The sequence below is a fragment of the Thermoanaerobaculia bacterium genome, from assembly GCA_018057705.1.
Taxonomy (GTDB): domain Bacteria; phylum Acidobacteriota; class Thermoanaerobaculia; order Multivoradales; family JAGPDF01; genus JAGPDF01.
Map to the genome: position 1 here is coordinate 109,318 of JAGPDF010000004.1, position 16,710 is coordinate 126,027.

Genomic DNA, 16,710 nt, shown 5'->3' on the forward strand with positions numbered 1-16,710 from the left:
TGGAACCTGAGCGCGGCGGTACGACCGTTTGGGGGCGGCCGGGCGCGGCTCGAATTCAATTCGGGACGCGAGTCAGTTCCCAGGCCAGCGGGCGGCGTTCCCCTGGTTGAATCCGTCCGCGAAGATGAGCGCACTCTCGACGCGGACCACCGCGAAGGCGTCCTCGAGAGAGATGTGCGCCGCGCTTCCTACCGCGACGAGTCGCCCCGCCGAGAGGGTCGCCGCGTAGCTTCGATCGACCGCTTCGGCGGTGCGGTCGAGCTCGATCCGGTTCACGCCGTTGCCGTCGTAGCTCGAGTCCAGCGCTCCGGAGGGCAGGAGGCGCGCGACGAAGAATCCCGCTGGCTGCGTGCCCGTCGCGTTGATCGTGCCGGCGGCGACGACTTTTCCGTCGTCCTGGATCTCGATCGCCGAAACCGTTGCTCCCTCTTCCAGGTCGAGGTCGACGAGTCCGTTGACGCCAAAATCGCTGCGGACACTGCCGTTCCCGGTGAATCCCGCAATGCCGCCGTTCGCGATGTCGAAGGAGCTACCGATCGACAGGTAGATCTGTCCAGAGCCGCGATCGATCTCGAGATCGGTGGGTAGCCCTTCGAGTGGGCCGAGGAGATTTCCGACACCGTCGCCACCGCCGAACGCGACGTCGAGCTGGCCGACCGCGTCGAAGCGGACCAGGACGCTGGACCAGTCGGCGCCGTTGTTGAACCCCGCGCAGGCCACCGTGAGCTTCCCGGCGGTGTCGGTGCGCAGCGCCCGGCCGAAGGTGAGGTCCGCCACGACCAGCGAGAAAGTCGTCCAGCCGTCGAACGAAAAAGAGGGATCCGGGTTTCCGTTGGCCGACGTGCGCAGCGCGAAGGCGCTGACACCGCCGCCCGGCGAGCAGGACTGGCAGGTGCCGACGAAGTAGGCGCGGCCGTCGGGGAGAATCTCCGCCGCCGCGATGCTGTTCAAGTACCAGCCGGCCGGTACCGGGATCACCTGCAGACCGTTGCCGGAAAAAGTCGGGTCGAGCTCGCCACTCGCCGTGAGGCGCGCCAGGGCAGGGACGATGTCCGAATCCTGCCCGCTGACGAGGACCGATCCCGCGAGGAGCGTGCGCTCCGACGCGTCGCGCCGAAGGTCGAGGATCGGCCCGACGGCGTCGCTGCCGTCGGCGGCAAAATCGAAGGGGACGAAGCTCCCGGACCAGAGGAGATCCGGGAGTCCGGTCGGCCCGAGCAGCATGACGGCCCATTCGTCGAACACATTCGGACCCGCACCGAGGGCGCCGGCGACGAGGAGCTTGCCGTTCCCGAACGCCTCGACCGCCGTGCTGCGCGCCTCCGCGCCCCAGGTGACGTACGCCCGGCCGTCGCTACTGAAGGTCGGGTCGGGGTCGCCCTCCTGGGCGAGAGCGGGAAGCACGCCCGGATGCAGGCCGGTGCAGACGACCAGCAGAAGAGCGACTCTCCGGGCTCCCCGCCCGCCCACCGAGTGCTTCCGTTCCTGCCGATTCCACCTGGAGTCGCCCATACATCGAAGAACGGGGTTCCGGCCGAGGGGGCGACAGGCGCGCAACCCGCGTCGAGGCCAGCGGCTACGACTCCTCTTCCGCGCGGATGGGGAAGAGGAGGCTCTGGCGGCGGTCGTGGGCGGAGATGGGGACGCGGTAGTCGCCGCTCCAGCAGGCGGTGCAGTAGCTCGCCTTGGCGCCGCCCATGCAGCCCACCAGGCCTTCGAGGGAGAGGTAGCCCAACGAGTCGGCTTCGACGAAGGCGCGGATCTCTTCGACGCTCTGCTGCGCCGCGATGAGCTCGGTGCGGCGCGGAGTGTCGATGCCGTAGTAGCAGGGCCAGCGCGTCGGCGGCGAGGAGATGCGCAGGTGGACCTCGGCAGCGCCGGCCTCGCGCATCATGCGCACGATCTTGCGTGAGGTCGTGCCGCGCACGATCGAGTCGTCGATCAGCACGACCCGCCGGCCGGCGATGATCGAGCGCACCGGGTTGAGCTTCACCTTGACGCCGAAGTTGCGGATCGACTGCTTGGGCTCGATGAACGTCCGGCCGACGTAGTGGTTCCTCGTCATGCCGAGCTCGAACGGCAGACCCGATTCTCGGCTGTAGCCCACCGCGGCATAGAGGCCGCTGTCGGGCACCGCCACGACGATGTCGGCGGCGGCCGGCGCCTCGCGCGCGAGCTGCGCGCCGAGCCGGCGGCGGACCTCGGCCACCGAGTCGCCGAAGACCACACTGTCGGGCCGCGCGAAGTAGACGTGCTCGAACAGACAGCGTGACGGCTCGGCCTTCTGCGCCAGGCGAAACGACTCGAGCCGGCCACCGCGCGAAACGGCGACCTCGCCGGGCTCGAGCTCCCGGAGTTTCTTCGCTCCCAGCAGGTCGAAGGCGCACGACTCCGAGGCGAAGCAGTAGAAGCCGTTCAACTCGGCGATCGCGAGCGGCCGGAAACCGTGCGGATCGCGCGCCGCGATGAGGCAGCTGTCGGTGACCAGGAGGAGCGAATACGCCCCTTCGACCTCCGCGAGCGCCACCATCAGCGACTCGACGACGTCGGCGCGCGGATTGCGCGCCATGAGGTGCAGGATGACCTCGGTGTCGCTGGTGGTCTGGAAGATCGAGCCGCCCTGTTCGAGCTGGGCGCGGATCGCCGCAGCGTTGGTGAGATTGCCGTTGTGCACGATGCCGACCGGCCCCATCGAGGTCTTGACCACGATCGGCTGGGCGTTGGCGACCACCGATGAGCCGGCCGTCGAGTAGCGCGTATGGCCCATCGCCCGCCGCCCCGGGAGGCGCGCCAGCACCTTGTCCGGAAAGATCTCGGCAACGTGCCCCATGCCGCGCTCGACGTGCATGCGCTCGCCGTCCCAGGCGCAGATGCCGGAGCTCTCCTGGCCGCGATGCTGCAGCGCATAGAGGCCGAGATAGGCGAGGTTCGCCGCGTCGTCCGCGTTGTCGATGCCGAAGATGCCGCACATGGTCCGTTCGCCCCGCCTCCCTGAAGTCCCCTGCCCTGCCGCAGTTCCTAGAGTCCGAGCGCCTTCGGCAGCGCCGTCGACCAGATCTCGTGCAGCCGCGCGACCGGCGACCGGAGCGTCTCGCCGTCGGCTACGATGACCAGGTCGCTGCCGCCCACCTCGCCGACCTCCTGTGCCGGCACACCGTTCTCCTCCGCCAATCGCATCAGGCGCTCGAGCCGCGCCGGAGGCACCGCCACGAGCGCCCGCCCCTGCGTCTCCGAGAAGAGGTCGAGCGGCCGAAGTTCGACGGTGATGCTGGCCCCGAGCCCGGCCGCACCCGTCTGGCCCGCCCCGAAGCCGCCGATACAGGATTCGGCGAGCGCCAAGGCCAGGCCGCCCTCCGAAAGATCGTGCGCTGTATGGACGGCGCTGCCCGCGATCGCCTGCCGCAGCAGCCGCGCGAGGCGCGCCTCCGCGGCGAGATCGACCGCCGGGGGCATCCCCTGCTCGATGCCGTGCAGCAGCCGCAGGTAGACCGAGCCGCCGAACTCGGAACGGTCCGTCCCGAGCAGGACGATGCGATCCCCGGCCTTGCGGAAGTGCGCCACCGGCATCTCGCCCAGATTGTCGATCACCCCGACCATCGCCACCGTCGGGGTCGGCGGGATCGAGCGGCCCTCGGTCTCGTTGTAGAGCGAGACGTTACCCGAGATGACCGGCACCGCGAAGGCGCGGCAGGCCTCGGAGATGCCGCGCACCGCCTCGCGGAACTGCCAGAGGATCTCAGGGTTCTCGGGGTTGCCGAAGTTGAGGCAGTCGGTGACGCCGACCGGATCGGCGCCGACGCAGGCGAGGTTCCGCACCGCCTCGGCCACCGCCTGCATGCCGCCGCGGCGCGGATCGAGCCCGCAGTAGACCGGGTTCACGTCCGAGGTCATGGCGAGGCCGGAGGGGGTCCCCTTGAGCCGCAGCACCGCCGCATCGCCACCCGGTCCGATGACCGTGTTGGTGCGCACGGTGTGGTCGTACTGGCGCCAGATCCACTCCGAGCTCGCGAGCTCGGGCGTCCCGAGCAGCGCCTCGAGCGTTGCGGCCGGATTCGTGACCGGCGGGATCTCCGGCGCCTGCTGGCGGCGCGCGAGGTCGGCGGGCACGGCGACCGGGCGTTCGTAGACCGGCGCGTCGTCGGTGAGAGGGGCGATCGGCATCTCGGCAGCGACCTTGCCGCGGTGGCGGATCTCGGCACGCGATCCGGGACGCAGCTCGCCGACCGTCGCCACCTCGAGCCCCCACTTACGGTAGACCCTGGCGATCTCCTCCTCGCGGCCGCGCTTCACCACCAGGACCATGCGCTCCTGCGACTCCGAGAGCATCATCTCGTAGGCCGAGAGCCCGGGTTCGCGCAGCGGCACCTTGTCGAGGTCGAGCACGAAGCCGATCTGGCCGCGCGAGGCCATCTCGAAGATCGAGCTCGTGAGGCCGGCGGCGCCCATGTCCTGGATCGCGACGATCGCGGTCGAGCGCATCGCCTCGAGGCAGGCCTCGAGCAGAATCTTCTCGACGAACGGGTCGCCCACCTGCACGGTCGGCTTCTTCTTCGCGCTCTCGGAGTCGAACGACTCCGAAGCCATCGAGGCGCCGTGGATGCCGTCGCGGCCAGTGCGGCTGCCGGCGTAGAGGATGGTGTTGCCCGGCCCCGAGGCCTTGGCCTTGAAGATGCGCTCGCGGCGGGCCACGCCCAGCGCGAAGGCGTTCACCAGGATGTTCTGGTTGTAGCCGGCGTGGAAGCGCGTCTCGCCACCGACCGTCGGGATCCCCATGCAGTTGCCGTAGGTGCCGATGCCGCGCACCACGCCGTCGACGAGCGACCGCATGCGCGGCGCGTCGATCTCGCCGAACGACAGGGAGTCCATGCAGGCGATCGGTCGGGCGCCCATCGTGAAGATGTCGCGCAGGATCCCGCCGACGCCGGTCGCGGCGCCCTGGAACGGCTCGATGAAGCTCGGGTGATTGTGGCTCTCCATCTTGAAGACCGCCACCCAGCCGTGCCCGATGTCGACCACGCCGGCGTTCTCGCCCGGCCCCTGCAGCACCCGCGGACCCGAAGTCGGGAACTCGCGCAGATAGACCTTCGACGACTTGTACGAACAGTGCTCCGACCAGAGCGCCGAGGTGATGCCGAGCTCGGTGAGCGTCGGGTTGCGGCCGAGAAAGCCCTGGAGCCGCGCGAACTCTTCGGCGGTGAGGCCGTGCTCGCGGGCGAGCTCGACGGTGACGACCGGCTCGGCGGCCGTGGCCACCGGCGGGTTCGCGGCGGGCGTCGCGGCATTGGGGGCGGTCATCGCGCCGCTCCGACCAGGCGCGCCGCGGGTTGCACGATGCCCTGGAAGAGGCCGAGGCCGTCCATGTTGCCGAGCACCTCCTCGGCGCAGCGCTCCGGGTGTGGCATCAGCCCAAGGACGTTGCCGGCCTCGTTGACGATGCCGGCGATCGCCCGCGCCGAGCCGTTCGCGTTCCAGCTGTCCTCCTCCTCACCGGCCGGCGAGACGTAGCGGAAGACGATCTGCCGGTTCGCCTCGAGCCGGTCGAGCTCCTCGGGGAAATGCTCGTAGTTGCCTTCGCCATGGGCGATCGGCAGCCGCAGGACCTGTCCCTTCCGGTAGCAGCTGGTGAAATCGAGATCGTTCCTCTCGACCCGGAGGAAGGTGTCGCGGCACTCGAACTTCAGTCCGCGGTTACGGCGCAGCGCTCCGGGCAGGAGGCGCGCCTCGGTGAGCACCTGGAAGCCGTTGCAGATGCCCAGCACCGGTCCGCCCTTCGCGGCGTGCTCGCGCACCGACTGCATCACCGGCGAGAGGGCCGCCATCGCGCCGCCGCGCAGGTAGTCGCCGTAGGACCAGCCGCCCGGCAGGACGATGAAGTCGCAGCCCTTGAGCGTCGTCTCTTCGTGCCAGAGGTAGACCACGTCCTGCTCGAGCACGTGCTTCAACACGTGGTAGACGTCGTGGTCGCAGTTCGATCCGGGGAAGAGGACGACGCCGCACCTCACGAGCTCTTCCCCCTGGCGTTGGAAGGCTCCGCGCCCACAGGCGCCTTGTTGGATGGCTCCGCGCCAGTTGGCGCTGCGCCGGGAGGCTTCGCGCCCGTTGGCGCTTCGCCGACGATCTCGATCGCGTACTCCTCGACCACGGTATTGGCGAGGAGCTGCTCGCACATCGCGGCGACGCGCTCGGCGGCCTGCTGCGGCTCGACCGGACCGAGGTCGATCTCGAAGCTCTTGCCGGCCCGGACCTCCACGACCTCCGCGAAGCCGACGCGCTGCAGCGCGGTGCGGATCGCCTTGCCTTGCGGATCGAGAATCTCGCGCCGCGGATAAACCGTCACCTTAGCCCGCATACTTCACCCGCCTTTCTGCCGCGCGGCTCTCCGGCGGGGCGGCCGCTTCCGGCCTCACGCCCCCACCTCCAGCCACGAAGAGGGTTCGAACTGACTGCTGATCACGATTTCGGCCGCCGACCCTTCGCGCGCGAGGGTCTCGGCGACCTCCGCGCCGGCGAGCGCCGGCAGGTTGTTGGTGCGCGAGAGATGGTAGAGCACGACGAAGCGCAGGCGATCGGCGAGGAGCTCCGGCAGGCCGTCCGCCGCCTCGCGGTTGGACAGATGCCCGTGGCGTCCGGCGACGCGCTGCTTGAGCGCCCAGGGATAGGGGCCGCTGCGGAGCATCTCGAGGTCATGGTTGGTTTCGAGCAGCAGGCAGTCGAGGTCGGCGAGCCGGCCCCAGGCGAGCTGCGTGCGGCAGCCGATGTCCCCCGCGAGTCCCAGCCGCCGGCCGGCCCGGTCCTGGAGGACGAATCCGACCGGCTCACGGGCGTCGTGGGGAATCGAGAACGCCTCGACAGCGAAAGGGCCGACCTCGAAAGGCCGGCCCGATTCGATCCGCACCGTGCGTGGGACGACCTCTTCGCCGAGGACGGTCCCGAGCATCGTCCCGGCGGTGAGGAAGACGGGGAGCTTGTGCTTTCGGGCGAAACGGTCCACTCCCTTGACGTGATCCTCGTGCTCGTGGGTCAGGAGCACGCTCGAGATCGTCTCTGGGGCGATTCCGAGGAGGCGCATCCGCCGCTCGAGCTCCTTGCAGGAGAAGCCCGCGTCGATGAGAACCCGGAAACCGTCCGATTCGACAACGACGGCATTTCCCCCGCTCCCCGAGCCCAGGACCGCGGCCCGCAGGGGAGAAGAGGAAACTGGAAGATCCTCGAAGTTGAGGGGGGCCTGCACGGCGGAGCGAGTCTATCGCAGGCGGCCGGCGGCGGATGGCCGGCAGCGAACTCCACGCACTGCTGGCTCTGGAGCGCCGTCCGGCCGCTCGCGCCACTGCGGGGACAGCTTCAGGATCAGGCGCCGCCGGCCGCGGCCGTTCCGACGCCGCGGATCACCAGGACCTGGCCGGGACGCAGCGCGTTGCCCTGCAGGCCGTTGTCGGACCGGATGCGCTCGACCGTGGTGCCGTAGCGCGAGGCGAGCTGCCAGAGGCTGTCGCCGGAGCGCACCTGATGGCGCACCTCGGAGCCGGCCGGAGCGACCGGCCCGGCGGCGGCTGCGGCCTGGGCGACGCCGGCGGGGCTGGCCGGACTTGCGGAAGATGTCGCGGCCGCCGGGGACCGGGTGCTGCCGCCGCGGCCGGGGATCCGCAGGCGCTGCCCGAGGGCGAGGCGGTCGCTGCGCAGGTTGTTGGCCGACTTGATCGCCGACACGCTCGTGCGGTGGCGCGCCGCGATTCCCGACAGGGTATCTCCGGACCGCACGCGATAGGTCGCGCCCTCGACCTGCGCACTCTCCGCCGGTGGCTCCCACTTCGGCAGAGTCTCGAGGCTCGCCACCAGCGCGGGACCCGTGCCGAGCGGCACCTTGAGCAGGTAGCGCTCCTTCGGCGTGGCGTTACGGCGCAGCTCCGGGTTCAAGCGTGCCAGGGTGCCGCTCTCGAGCGCCAGTGCGCGGTCCAGGGCCTCGAGCTGCGTCGCCCGGGCAATCTCGGTCGTCTCGTAAGGGACCGGCGCGTACGGTTCGGGGAGCTCGAAACCGTAGCGGGCCGGGTCCTCGAGGATGGCGAGCGTGGCGAGGAAGCGCGGCACGTAGCGCCGCGTCTCGCGCGGCAGGCGCGAATAGAGGTCCCAGAACTGGTCGAGATAGCTGACCTTGGAGTTGTTGATCTGGCGCAGAACCGCGTGCTCGCCGCAGTTGTAGGCCGCGAGCGCCGTCAGCCAGTCACCAAACAGGTCGTGCAGGGCGGTGAGATAAGCGACTGCCGCCTTGGTCGACTTCTCCGGGTCCATCCGCTCGTCGACCCAGTTCGATCGGTCCAGCCCGTAGCGGTATCCGGTGGAAGCGATGAACTGCCAGAGACCGAGGGCACGGGCGGAGGAGAGCGCCCGGTCCTTGAACCCGCTCTCGACCAGCGGCAGCCAGGCGAGCTGCTCGGGGAGGCCCGCCTCCTGGAGCTGCGCGACGATCATCGGCCGGTAGAGGCCGGAGCGCCGGTAGGCCTCGAGGAAGAAGGCGCGCTCGCGACCCTGGAAGCTCGCGATTTCGCGCTCGACGTCCGGGTTCATGTCGCGCGGAATCGACGCCTGGGTGTCGCCGAGCGAGGTCTGGCGGGCGGCATAGATCTCGACGATGCGCCGCGAGATCAGCCGCCGCAGGTTGTCCTTCTCCTTCGAGAGCACGGCATCGCCGGTCGGCGAGGGATCGAGGACGATTCGCGTCAGCAGCCCATAGGCGTGATCGAGCGTCGCGATCGCCTCCTCGGCGGCGCCGCGGTCCCAGGAGACCCCGGCGGAGGCATAGGCATCCATGGCCTCGTGCAGGAGCGCGCCGGGATCGTCTCCGGCGACCGCCTCGACGGCAGCAGCGCCGTCGAGGCCGGCATCGGTTTCGACCTCGTCTCCCGGCTGCAACTCGAGCGAACCCGGCTCCTCGACCCCCTGGGCGGCGCCGTTCGCCGGCGCCAGTGCACCGTCCGCGACGGGGGCGGACGACGTGGCCGCGAGCGGCGGCACCGGCACCGCACCCGTAGACCCGGCCGGTCCCGACGCGATCGCCCCGGCCGCCCCGGCCGACCCGCCCGGCGCCGCCGGGCTCGCCGCGCCGGCGGTCGTTTGCGGCGACGGGCTACCGGTGCAGGCGACCACCAGGAGTCCTGCCGCGAGCAGGCAACTCCATCGCCCTGCGGTCACCGGACGCAGCGGCCCCGGCTCCGAAATCCGCTTCCGCCCCGCACTGCGCCGTTCGGTCGGTCCCGTCATTTGGCCGATTGTAACGGTCGGAGGCCGGATTGCCAGTGCATCCACCGGGAGGGCCCGGGCCGGTTGAGACGTCCGGCAACCCCGGGCCGGCAGCCCGCCGGCACCCCGCCGGAGGATCGGGCTGGGCGGCGCCAGCGCTCTCCCGCACCCAGAAGGGCGCCGCGAGCGATACGATCGGCGGTCGGAAGATGCCTATGCGACCGACCTCTGCTCCCTCCTGCCGCACGGCGGCGCGACCGCTGCGGGCGCTCCGATGATCGAGTTTCAGCACCGGGGTGAGCCGGTCCATCTACGCGGCGGAGAGGCCTGGTTCGCCAGCGGGCAGGGCGACGCCTATCGCGACACCGGCGCCGCGGATCTGCTCGCGATCGTGCACCGGGTCGAGGCGGGCGAGCCCTGGCGCGAGGTCGTCGCCGAGCGCTATGCCGAGAGCTACCCGTGGCTGCACGCCATCGTGACCTCGCCCGCCCGCGACCTCTTCTTCCGCCGCTTTCCGCCGCCTCTCGGCGCACGGATCCTCGACATCGGCTCGGGCTGGGGTCAGATCGCCCTGCCGCTCGCCCATCTCGGCCCGGTCACGGCGCTCGAGCCGACGCCGGAGCGCCTCGCCTTCATTCGCGCCGCCGCCCGGCAGGAGGGGGTCGACGCCAACCTCTGCTTCGTTCAGGCCGATTTCCTCGACGTCGAGTTCGAGACCCGGTTCGACCTCGCCTGCTGTATCGGCGTCCTCGAGTGGGTGCCGAAGTTCCGCGCGGGCGAGCCGCGGGCGTTGCAGGTCGAATTCCTGGCGCGGGCCCGGCGACTGCTGGCGCCGCAGGGGCAGCTGGTCGTCGGCATCGAGAATCGTCTGGGCTTGAAGTACCTTCTCGGCGCAGCCGACGACCACATCGGGGCGTCGCAGGTGGCGGTCTTCGACCGCGAGCTCGCCCTGCGCAAGTGGCAGGCGGCGAGCGGCCAGCCGCTGCGCAGCTTCACCTACACCCGCGCCGAGCTCGCGGAGATGCTGCGTGAAGCCGGGTTCGGAAGGCTCGCCTTCCATGCCGCGCTCCCCGACTACAAGCTGCCCGAGATCCTGCTGCCATTGGGCGACGCAGTGAACCGGTTCTTTCTCGACGACGGTTTCGTCGCCGAGCACGACGGCACGAACGGGGCGCCGCTCGCCTTTCAGGACGAGCTGCGCTCGCACTACCGGACCCTCGCCGCACTCGGCATCGCGGCGGATTTCGTCCCCAGCTTCTTCGTCACCGCCGAAGCCTGAGCGTCGTCGCCTTTCCGGCCGGAGAGATCACCATGCGCACCACCGTCCGCACCACCGGCTGGATCCTCCTCGCGGCGCTCCTGTTGCTGCTCACGGCTGAAATCCTGCGCGTCTACTGGATCCTGCCCTTCCCCGGCAGCCAGCGCGGTCAGACACTTCCTCTCGCCTTCGCGCTCCATCGCGCCATCTGGGGGATCCGCATCGCCGCGGGCGCCGTCGCCCTCTGGGCAGCGACACGGATCCTCGCGCGCGGCGGCCGGGGGGCGCGGATCGCCACCCTGCTCGGGCTGGCCGGCCTGGGCGCCGCCACCTATCAAGTGAACGGCCCGATGTCGGCCGATGTCATGTTCCGTCAGCCTTCGGAGCTCACTTTCGTTTCGGCCCGGGAACTTCGGGAGGCCGGTTCGCAGGTTCTGCCGCCCTCCGCCCTGGTTGTTGGCATCGAGCTCGTCGCTTCCGACGGTGCCCGCCGCTCGCGCGCCTACCCGATCCGCTATATCGGCTATCACCACCAGGTGCGCGACGTCGTCGCCGGGCAGCCGGTGATGGTCACCTACTGCACGGTCTGTCGCACCGGCAGGGTCTTTCGACCGGTCGTCGACGGCAAGGTCGAGAGCTTCCGCCTGGTCGGCATGGACCATTTCAATGCGCTGTTCGAGGATGCGACGACCGGCAGCTGGTGGCGCCAGGCGACCGGAGAAGCGGTCATCGGTTCAAGCGCAGGCAAGCGCCTCGAGGAGATCCCCTCGCGCCAGATGACCTGGGCGGCCTGGGCGGCGCTGCATCCCGAGACCGACGTCATGGACCCCGATCCGGCGTTCGCCGACCGTTACGCGCGGATGGCAGGCTTCGACGACGGGACGAACGAGAGCGCGCTCACCGGCCGCGATCGCGAAAGCTGGCGCGAGAAGTCCTGGGTGGTAGGGGTCATCGCGGGTGCCGTTGCGCGCGCCTTCGACTGGAACGAGCTCGTCCGCGAGCGGGTGATCCAGGATCGGATCGGCGACCTGCCGGTCGTCCTGCTGCTGGGCGCCGACGGCGCCTCGTTCTTCGTCTTCGATGCCCGGTCCGGAGCCGTCCCGGTCGACCTCGAGCCGACCGCGGACCCCTCCCGCTTCCGCGACCGCTCGACGGGCACTTCCTGGAGCGAGACTGGCGTCGCCCTGGACGGCCCCGGCGCCGGGACCGCGCTCACCCCGCTCCCCGGCTATCAGGAGTTCTGGCACTCCTGGCAGACCTTCCACCCGGAGACCACGGCGCGCCGGAACTGACGGCCAGCTCGCCTAGGGATGGCGGTAGAAGGTCTTCCCGACGATCTTCCAGCCGTCGGCGAACTGGTAGAGAGCCAGGAAGTCGGTGAAGAGCTGCTTGCCGCCGCGCCAGATCTCGACCTTGCAGGTCGCGGCGGTGCCGGCGATCTCGACCGCCACGAACTTCGCCGTGGTCTCGCGCGGCGCGTCGGGCGAGAACTTGGGCGGCGGCTCCTTCAAGTTCCGCGCCTCCATCCCTTCGATCCAGTTGTCGAGCGTCAACCGGGCGAGCTTGCCGTCGCGCAGCGAGAGCATCTCGAAGCTGGGATGGAAGCCGCGGCGCATCGCCGCCGGATCGCGGAAGTTGTGCACCCCGTCGACGTAGGCGTCGGTCACCACTTTTTCGATCACCGCGCGCTCCGCGGCCGGGCTCGCTTCGGCCGCCCCGAGAGGCCCAGCGGAGAGCGAAACCAGGAGTGCCGTCGCGAGAACGAGGCTGGATCGGAACAGGTCTGGAGCTCGAAGCATGGCGCCCTCCTCGGGCAAGGTCGTGAAATCAGGGAACTGCGATCGGATCGGAGGCGGTGCGACTCTCCACCGCGCGCGACGCTTCGGTCTGGGGAATCAGGGCCCAGAGAATCAGATAGACGAAGATGCCGGGGAACGCCGCCGAAACGATCGAGATCAGCACATACAGCAGCCGCAGCAGACCCGGATCGCGGTCGAAATACTCCGCGAAGCCCCCGATGACCCCACCCACCACCTTGTGCTCCCGCGAACGACGCAGTCGAACTTCGGCCATGGACTTTCTCCTCCCTGGACCATTCTACGCACCGCCACCGCCAGCGTTTCAAACTGCCTACTGGATGTAGCCCAGAGCCTGGAGCTCGCGCCGCAGGCGGTCGTCGATCGCCGCGGTCTCGGCCTCCAGGGGCGCGCCGGTGAGGACCCGCCAGCGCCGCAACTGCGCTCGGAGGGAGTCGAGACGCAGCGCCCCTGCCTCGCCGAGCGGCTGGCGCTCGCGCGGATCGGCGGCGAGGTCGAAGAGCTCCTCGCTGGCGATCGCGGTCACGCTGGGCGGCTGCAGATCCCGAATCAGCTTGAAGCCGGAGGAAGCGACCGCCTCCTGGCGGAAGTGCAGGCGCTCGAGCCAGGCCGCCGACGACCGCGGCGCCGGCGGCGCGCCACCCCGCAGGAAGGCCGCGAAGCTGCGGCCCTGCAGCTCCGGCGTGAGCGGCAAGCCCGCGAGCTCGAGCAGCGTCGGCGCGATGTCGATCTGGTCGATCGGGAGAGCGACCCTGCGGCCGGCGCCGGGAACTGGGGCACCCCCGGCGTCTCCACTCTCTCCGGCACCGTCCGGCAGGGACCAGAGCAACGGGATCCGCAGCTGCTCCTCGTAGAGCGTACGGCCGTGCTCGACGTTGCCATGGTCGAAGAGCTCCTCGCCGTGATCGGAGAGGAAGAGGACCGACGCCGGCGCGCGCCGCCCGCGCCGGTCGGCCTCCGCCAGAAGCTGAAGGAGATCGGCGAAGCCCTCGTCGGCGTCCGCGACTTCGGCGGCGTAGAGCTCGCCCACCTGGCGCACGATCGCCTCCCCGGGCCCCTGCCCGGGAAGCAGGACGAGCGTGTCGCGCTCCCCCAGTTGACGGTCGGCCGCCGGCGCCCAGCGCGCGCGGTGCTTTGGGGAGGGGCGGTACGGCGCGTGGGTCTCGACGGTGTGCAGGACGAGGAAGAAGGGCATCGCCGCCGGCAAGCTGTCGAAGAACTCCCGTGCCGCCGCGTGCACCGACCGCCAACGCACCTTCTCCGTTTCGGTCCGGCCATGAAGCCAGCGGAAGACGTCGAAGCCCTGGCCGAAGCCGAAGGCCTCGGTGGTGTTGCCGTTGGCCGTGACATAACCCGTCCGATAGCCACGCTCGCGCAGGCGCTCGGCGAGCGTCACGACCTCGTCCGGCAGGCGGCTTTCGACGTCGGTGGCGCCGTGCCGCGGCGGTGCGAGACCGGTGAACAGCGAGGCGACCGCCGGCCGCGTCCACGAGCTCTGGGCGCGCGCCTGTTCGAAGAGCACGGCCCGCTTCGCGAAGCGATCGAGCGCCGGCGTGAGCCCCGGCGGACCGCCGTAGGCACCGAGCCGGTCCGCCCGCAGGGCGTCGACGAGGTAGATCACGAAGCTCGGCTCCGGGGCAGCGCCGGCGGCTGCCGCAGGCGCCGCGAGCCGAGGCGGTTCGGGCGCAGGCAACCCGCCGTGCACGCCGGCTGCGCCGATTCGCACCGCGGCGGCGGAGTCGCCTGCGGCGCCGAGCACCGCGCGCAGCGTGACGCGGCAAGGCACCACCGAGAGACCGGCGGCACGCAGCGGACGTTCACGCCGCCCGCGCCGCGAGCGCTCGAGGCCGCCGAAGCTCGCGGGCTCGCCTTCACACTCGGCGTCCGCTTCGAGTCGCGCTCCGCCGCGCTCCTCGACGCCGGAGACGACGAGGCTCGTGCCCCCCTGCGCCTCGAGCCAGAAGTCGATCCCGCAGCCGGCAGGGAGCTCGAGCGCGCCTCCCGGCGCAGCCGGCGCGAGAGGCGCCGTGGAGCCGCGGGCGCCGTCGAACCGGAACCCGTCCCACGCCGGACCGTAGAGCTGACCGTAGCGACCGGTCGGGACGACGACCGGATAGGTGAACACCAGGCGGTTCCGCCCGGGCCGCGCCAGGCCCTCGGGGACCTCCACTTCGACCGACTGCGGCGCGGCTCCGAGGCGGACCCGCGGCAGAGCGACGTTGTTCAGGGAAAGGTCGACGTCCTGCCCTTCGGGCAGCCGCGGATGCGCCCAGCCGCGCATCCGGATGCGGAAGGCGCGCGCGTCGGCGCGGCGAAGGGTGAGCTCGGAGCGCTCACCCGCGCCCCAAAGGTACGTGTCGACCTCTCGCGACGGCGCGCCCCACCCGCCGATGAGGGCCGGCTCCGGAGCGGCCGTACCGAGGTCGAGCTCCGCGGTCTCACACCACGGCTCCGCTTCTGGAAGGAGAGCCAGCAGGTCGAGCTGGGAGCCGCCTTGCGGTCCGTCCTCCGGCGCGGCACGGCAACCCCCGAGGAGCAACCCCAGGCTCGCGGCGACAACGGCACACCGCGCGCCTCCCCCCCGGCTTCGGAACCGAATCTCCACGCCCCGAGCCTACGGCAAGCCGGGCGCCGGAGCTCAGTCCGCGACCCGCCACTTGCCGCCCTCGAGCGCGAACGGCACGGACATGGAGCTCGAGGAATAGCTGGTGCTGCCGTCGGCGTTCGGGGTGACGACGTTCTGGCTGACGGAAAGATAGGCCTTCTCACCGACGAACGTGATCTTGCCGCCGGTGCGGATCTGGTCGGCGAGAACGGCGGGCGCCGGCAGGGTCGACTTCCAGTAGGCGTCGCTCTCCTTGCGCTCCTGCGCCGACTCGGTGGCCCGCTTGGCTCTTGCCGGACCGCTGCGCAGTGCCTCGGCGGCGTCGAACCTGCCGGCGGCGATCTCCTTCGCGAAGGCGACGACCGCCTTGCCGATCTCGTGCTCGAGGATCGCCGCACCCTCGATCGGCGGCGCGGTCTCCTCGATCGGCGTGGTGTCGATCGTCTTCGGACCGGCGGTAACTCTCCACTTGCCGTCCTCGAGCGCGACGAAGGCGATGATGGTGCTGTTTCCGTCCGCCGACTCGGAGCGGAGCATCGCGGAGTCGCCGTAGTCCGTCAGGATGCCGCCACGGGCGATCTCCGCTGCGAGGACTTTCGCTGCGGGGGCGCTCTTGGCGGCCTCTTCCGCCGCCGCCTTCTGGTCGGCGGCGGACGTCGCCGCCCACTCGTCGCGGACATCCTTGGCGCTCGCCTTCTTGACCTCGGCGAGCCGGCCCGCCTCGAGGAGCTTCCCGGCCTCGATCACCGCCTTGCCGGCAGGGTGGGCGAGGATCGCCTTGCCTTCGACGACCTCCAGGGCCCGCGCCGGCTGGGCCCCAAGACCGGGGAACGCACCGAGGAGCGCTCCGAGGAGAGCCAGGGCGGCGAACGATGGCGGCTGCGAGCGAGCGGACCTGCGATTCTGGCAGTCCATGGGACTCTCCTTCCGGAGAAGTTCAACCCGGGCGGCAGGCCCGGGCTTTCCTTCGAGAACGGCGGGAGGGCCGCGAAGACGACAGGCCAGGGTGCGCCGAGGCCACGCGCGGTTCCACCCGGACCTCTCAGCAGCCGGTCAAGGGGTGCCGGAGCTCCACCAGGGCGCGGCGGTCGCGCTCTCGAAGCCGTCGGCGAAGAGGCCGACGCAGCGCGGAAACTGGTGGACTCCTGGGGTGTCCCCTTCGGGTGCGACGGCCGCGACGCTCTCGAGGATCGCATGCCCGTGGACATCGGTGATCCGCAGGTCGACTGGGAAGTCGAGACCGGGGCCCGAGGTGAGCAGGAAGTAGTTGTAGTCCTGGCGCGCCATCGGCTGCCAGGTCGAAGAGCCCGATTCGCGCAGCTCGACCGTCGCGATCGCGTAGCGATGCTGGCGAATCTGGATGGCGAACCACCAGGCGTTGACGCCGTCCTTCTGATGGATCACAACATTGCCGGCGACCGGGCAGGGGATCGACCGGAACGAGATCGGCACGATGCCCTGGATCGGATCGGCAATGAGGTCGAATGCCTGAGGCGAGAGATCGAGGTGGCCGGACGGACACTCCGGGCACTGATCGACCACCCGCACGACAATGCGCGCCTCCGGTCCCCAGACCTCGAGACAACGCCCGCACTCGGCCGAACCCGCCCAGTCCGGCGCCGCGACCGCGGTGTACATGAGGTCCGCTGACGGCGCGAAGGAGCAGTTGCCGCCGCCGTCGCCGAAGTAATAGGTCGCGACGCCGTCGAGATCCTCGAAGCTCGCCGGGCAGCCGGGCACGGCATCGGCGAACAGTGGAACTCCCATCGCGAGGGCCGCCACTACCGCGAACTGTC

14 protein-coding genes are annotated in these 16,710 nt (G+C 70.6%); 2 read left to right on the forward strand and 12 right to left on the reverse strand.

What is annotated here, in order from left to right; all coding sequences use genetic code 11:
* Nucleotides 1-72 precede the first annotated feature (72 nt).
* From KBI44_02385 to KBI44_02415, 7 genes are all read right to left on the reverse strand, one after another.
* The gene (locus KBI44_02385) at nucleotides 73-1,470 is read right to left on the reverse strand and encodes a delta-60 repeat domain-containing protein (GenBank protein MBP9143304.1); all 1,398 of its coding nucleotides are present in this window, start codon (nucleotides 1,468-1,470) and stop codon (nucleotides 73-75) included.
* 106 nt (nucleotides 1,471-1,576) lie between these two features.
* Complete coding sequence (locus KBI44_02390) at nucleotides 1,577-2,971, reverse strand: amidophosphoribosyltransferase (GenBank protein MBP9143305.1); 1,395 nt, start codon at nucleotides 2,969-2,971, stop codon at nucleotides 1,577-1,579.
* Between the two features lie 47 nt (nucleotides 2,972-3,018).
* Nucleotides 3,019-5,295: a phosphoribosylformylglycinamidine synthase subunit PurL gene (gene purL / locus KBI44_02395; GenBank protein ID MBP9143306.1), complete on the reverse strand. Its 2,277-nt coding sequence runs from the start codon at nucleotides 5,293-5,295 to the stop codon at nucleotides 3,019-3,021.
* Nucleotides 5,292-6,002, reverse strand: a complete 711-nt coding sequence (gene purQ, locus KBI44_02400) for a phosphoribosylformylglycinamidine synthase subunit PurQ (protein ID MBP9143307.1) — start codon at nucleotides 6,000-6,002, stop codon at nucleotides 5,292-5,294. Before purQ ends, purL begins: the two co-directional genes overlap by 4 nt.
* Nucleotides 5,999-6,349, reverse strand: a complete 351-nt coding sequence (gene purS, locus KBI44_02405; protein ID MBP9143308.1) for a phosphoribosylformylglycinamidine synthase subunit PurS — start codon at nucleotides 6,347-6,349, stop codon at nucleotides 5,999-6,001. The genes purQ and purS overlap by 4 nt, the downstream gene beginning before the upstream one ends.
* A gap of 54 nt (nucleotides 6,350-6,403) precedes the next feature.
* On the reverse strand, nucleotides 6,404-7,231 hold the full coding sequence (locus KBI44_02410; protein ID MBP9143309.1) for an MBL fold metallo-hydrolase: 828 nt from the start codon (nucleotides 7,229-7,231) through the stop codon (nucleotides 6,404-6,406).
* Between the two features lie 116 nt (nucleotides 7,232-7,347).
* Nucleotides 7,348-9,255: a LysM peptidoglycan-binding domain-containing protein gene (locus KBI44_02415; protein ID MBP9143310.1), complete on the reverse strand. Its 1,908-nt coding sequence runs from the start codon at nucleotides 9,253-9,255 to the stop codon at nucleotides 7,348-7,350.
* Between the two features lie 253 nt (nucleotides 9,256-9,508).
* Here KBI44_02415 and KBI44_02420 point away from each other — a divergent pair, with 253 nt between their 5' ends.
* Complete coding sequence (locus KBI44_02420) at nucleotides 9,509-10,513, forward strand: class I SAM-dependent methyltransferase (protein MBP9143311.1); 1,005 nt, start codon at nucleotides 9,509-9,511, stop codon at nucleotides 10,511-10,513.
* Between the two features lie 32 nt (nucleotides 10,514-10,545).
* On the forward strand, nucleotides 10,546-11,784 hold the full coding sequence (locus KBI44_02425; protein MBP9143312.1) for a DUF3179 domain-containing protein: 1,239 nt from the start codon (nucleotides 10,546-10,548) through the stop codon (nucleotides 11,782-11,784).
* 12 nt (nucleotides 11,785-11,796) lie between these two features.
* Here KBI44_02425 and KBI44_02430 read toward each other — a convergent pair whose 3' ends face one another.
* From KBI44_02430 to KBI44_02450, 5 genes are all read right to left on the reverse strand, one after another.
* Nucleotides 11,797-12,291: a nuclear transport factor 2 family protein gene (locus KBI44_02430; protein MBP9143313.1), complete on the reverse strand. Its 495-nt coding sequence runs from the start codon at nucleotides 12,289-12,291 to the stop codon at nucleotides 11,797-11,799.
* A 28-nt stretch (nucleotides 12,292-12,319) separates the two neighbouring features.
* Nucleotides 12,320-12,565, reverse strand: a complete 246-nt coding sequence (locus tag KBI44_02435; protein ID MBP9143314.1) for a PspC domain-containing protein — start codon at nucleotides 12,563-12,565, stop codon at nucleotides 12,320-12,322.
* A 57-nt stretch (nucleotides 12,566-12,622) separates the two neighbouring features.
* The gene (locus KBI44_02440) at nucleotides 12,623-14,848 is read right to left on the reverse strand and encodes a sulfatase (protein MBP9143315.1); all 2,226 of its coding nucleotides are present in this window, start codon (nucleotides 14,846-14,848) and stop codon (nucleotides 12,623-12,625) included.
* A 99-nt stretch (nucleotides 14,849-14,947) separates the two neighbouring features.
* The gene (locus KBI44_02445; protein MBP9143316.1) at nucleotides 14,948-15,829 is read right to left on the reverse strand and encodes a hypothetical protein; all 882 of its coding nucleotides are present in this window, start codon (nucleotides 15,827-15,829) and stop codon (nucleotides 14,948-14,950) included.
* Between the two features lie 138 nt (nucleotides 15,830-15,967).
* Entirely contained in the window at nucleotides 15,968-16,681 is a 714-nt protein-coding gene (locus KBI44_02450) for a hypothetical protein (protein ID MBP9143317.1), read from the reverse strand.
* Nucleotides 16,682-16,710 lie beyond the last annotated feature (29 nt).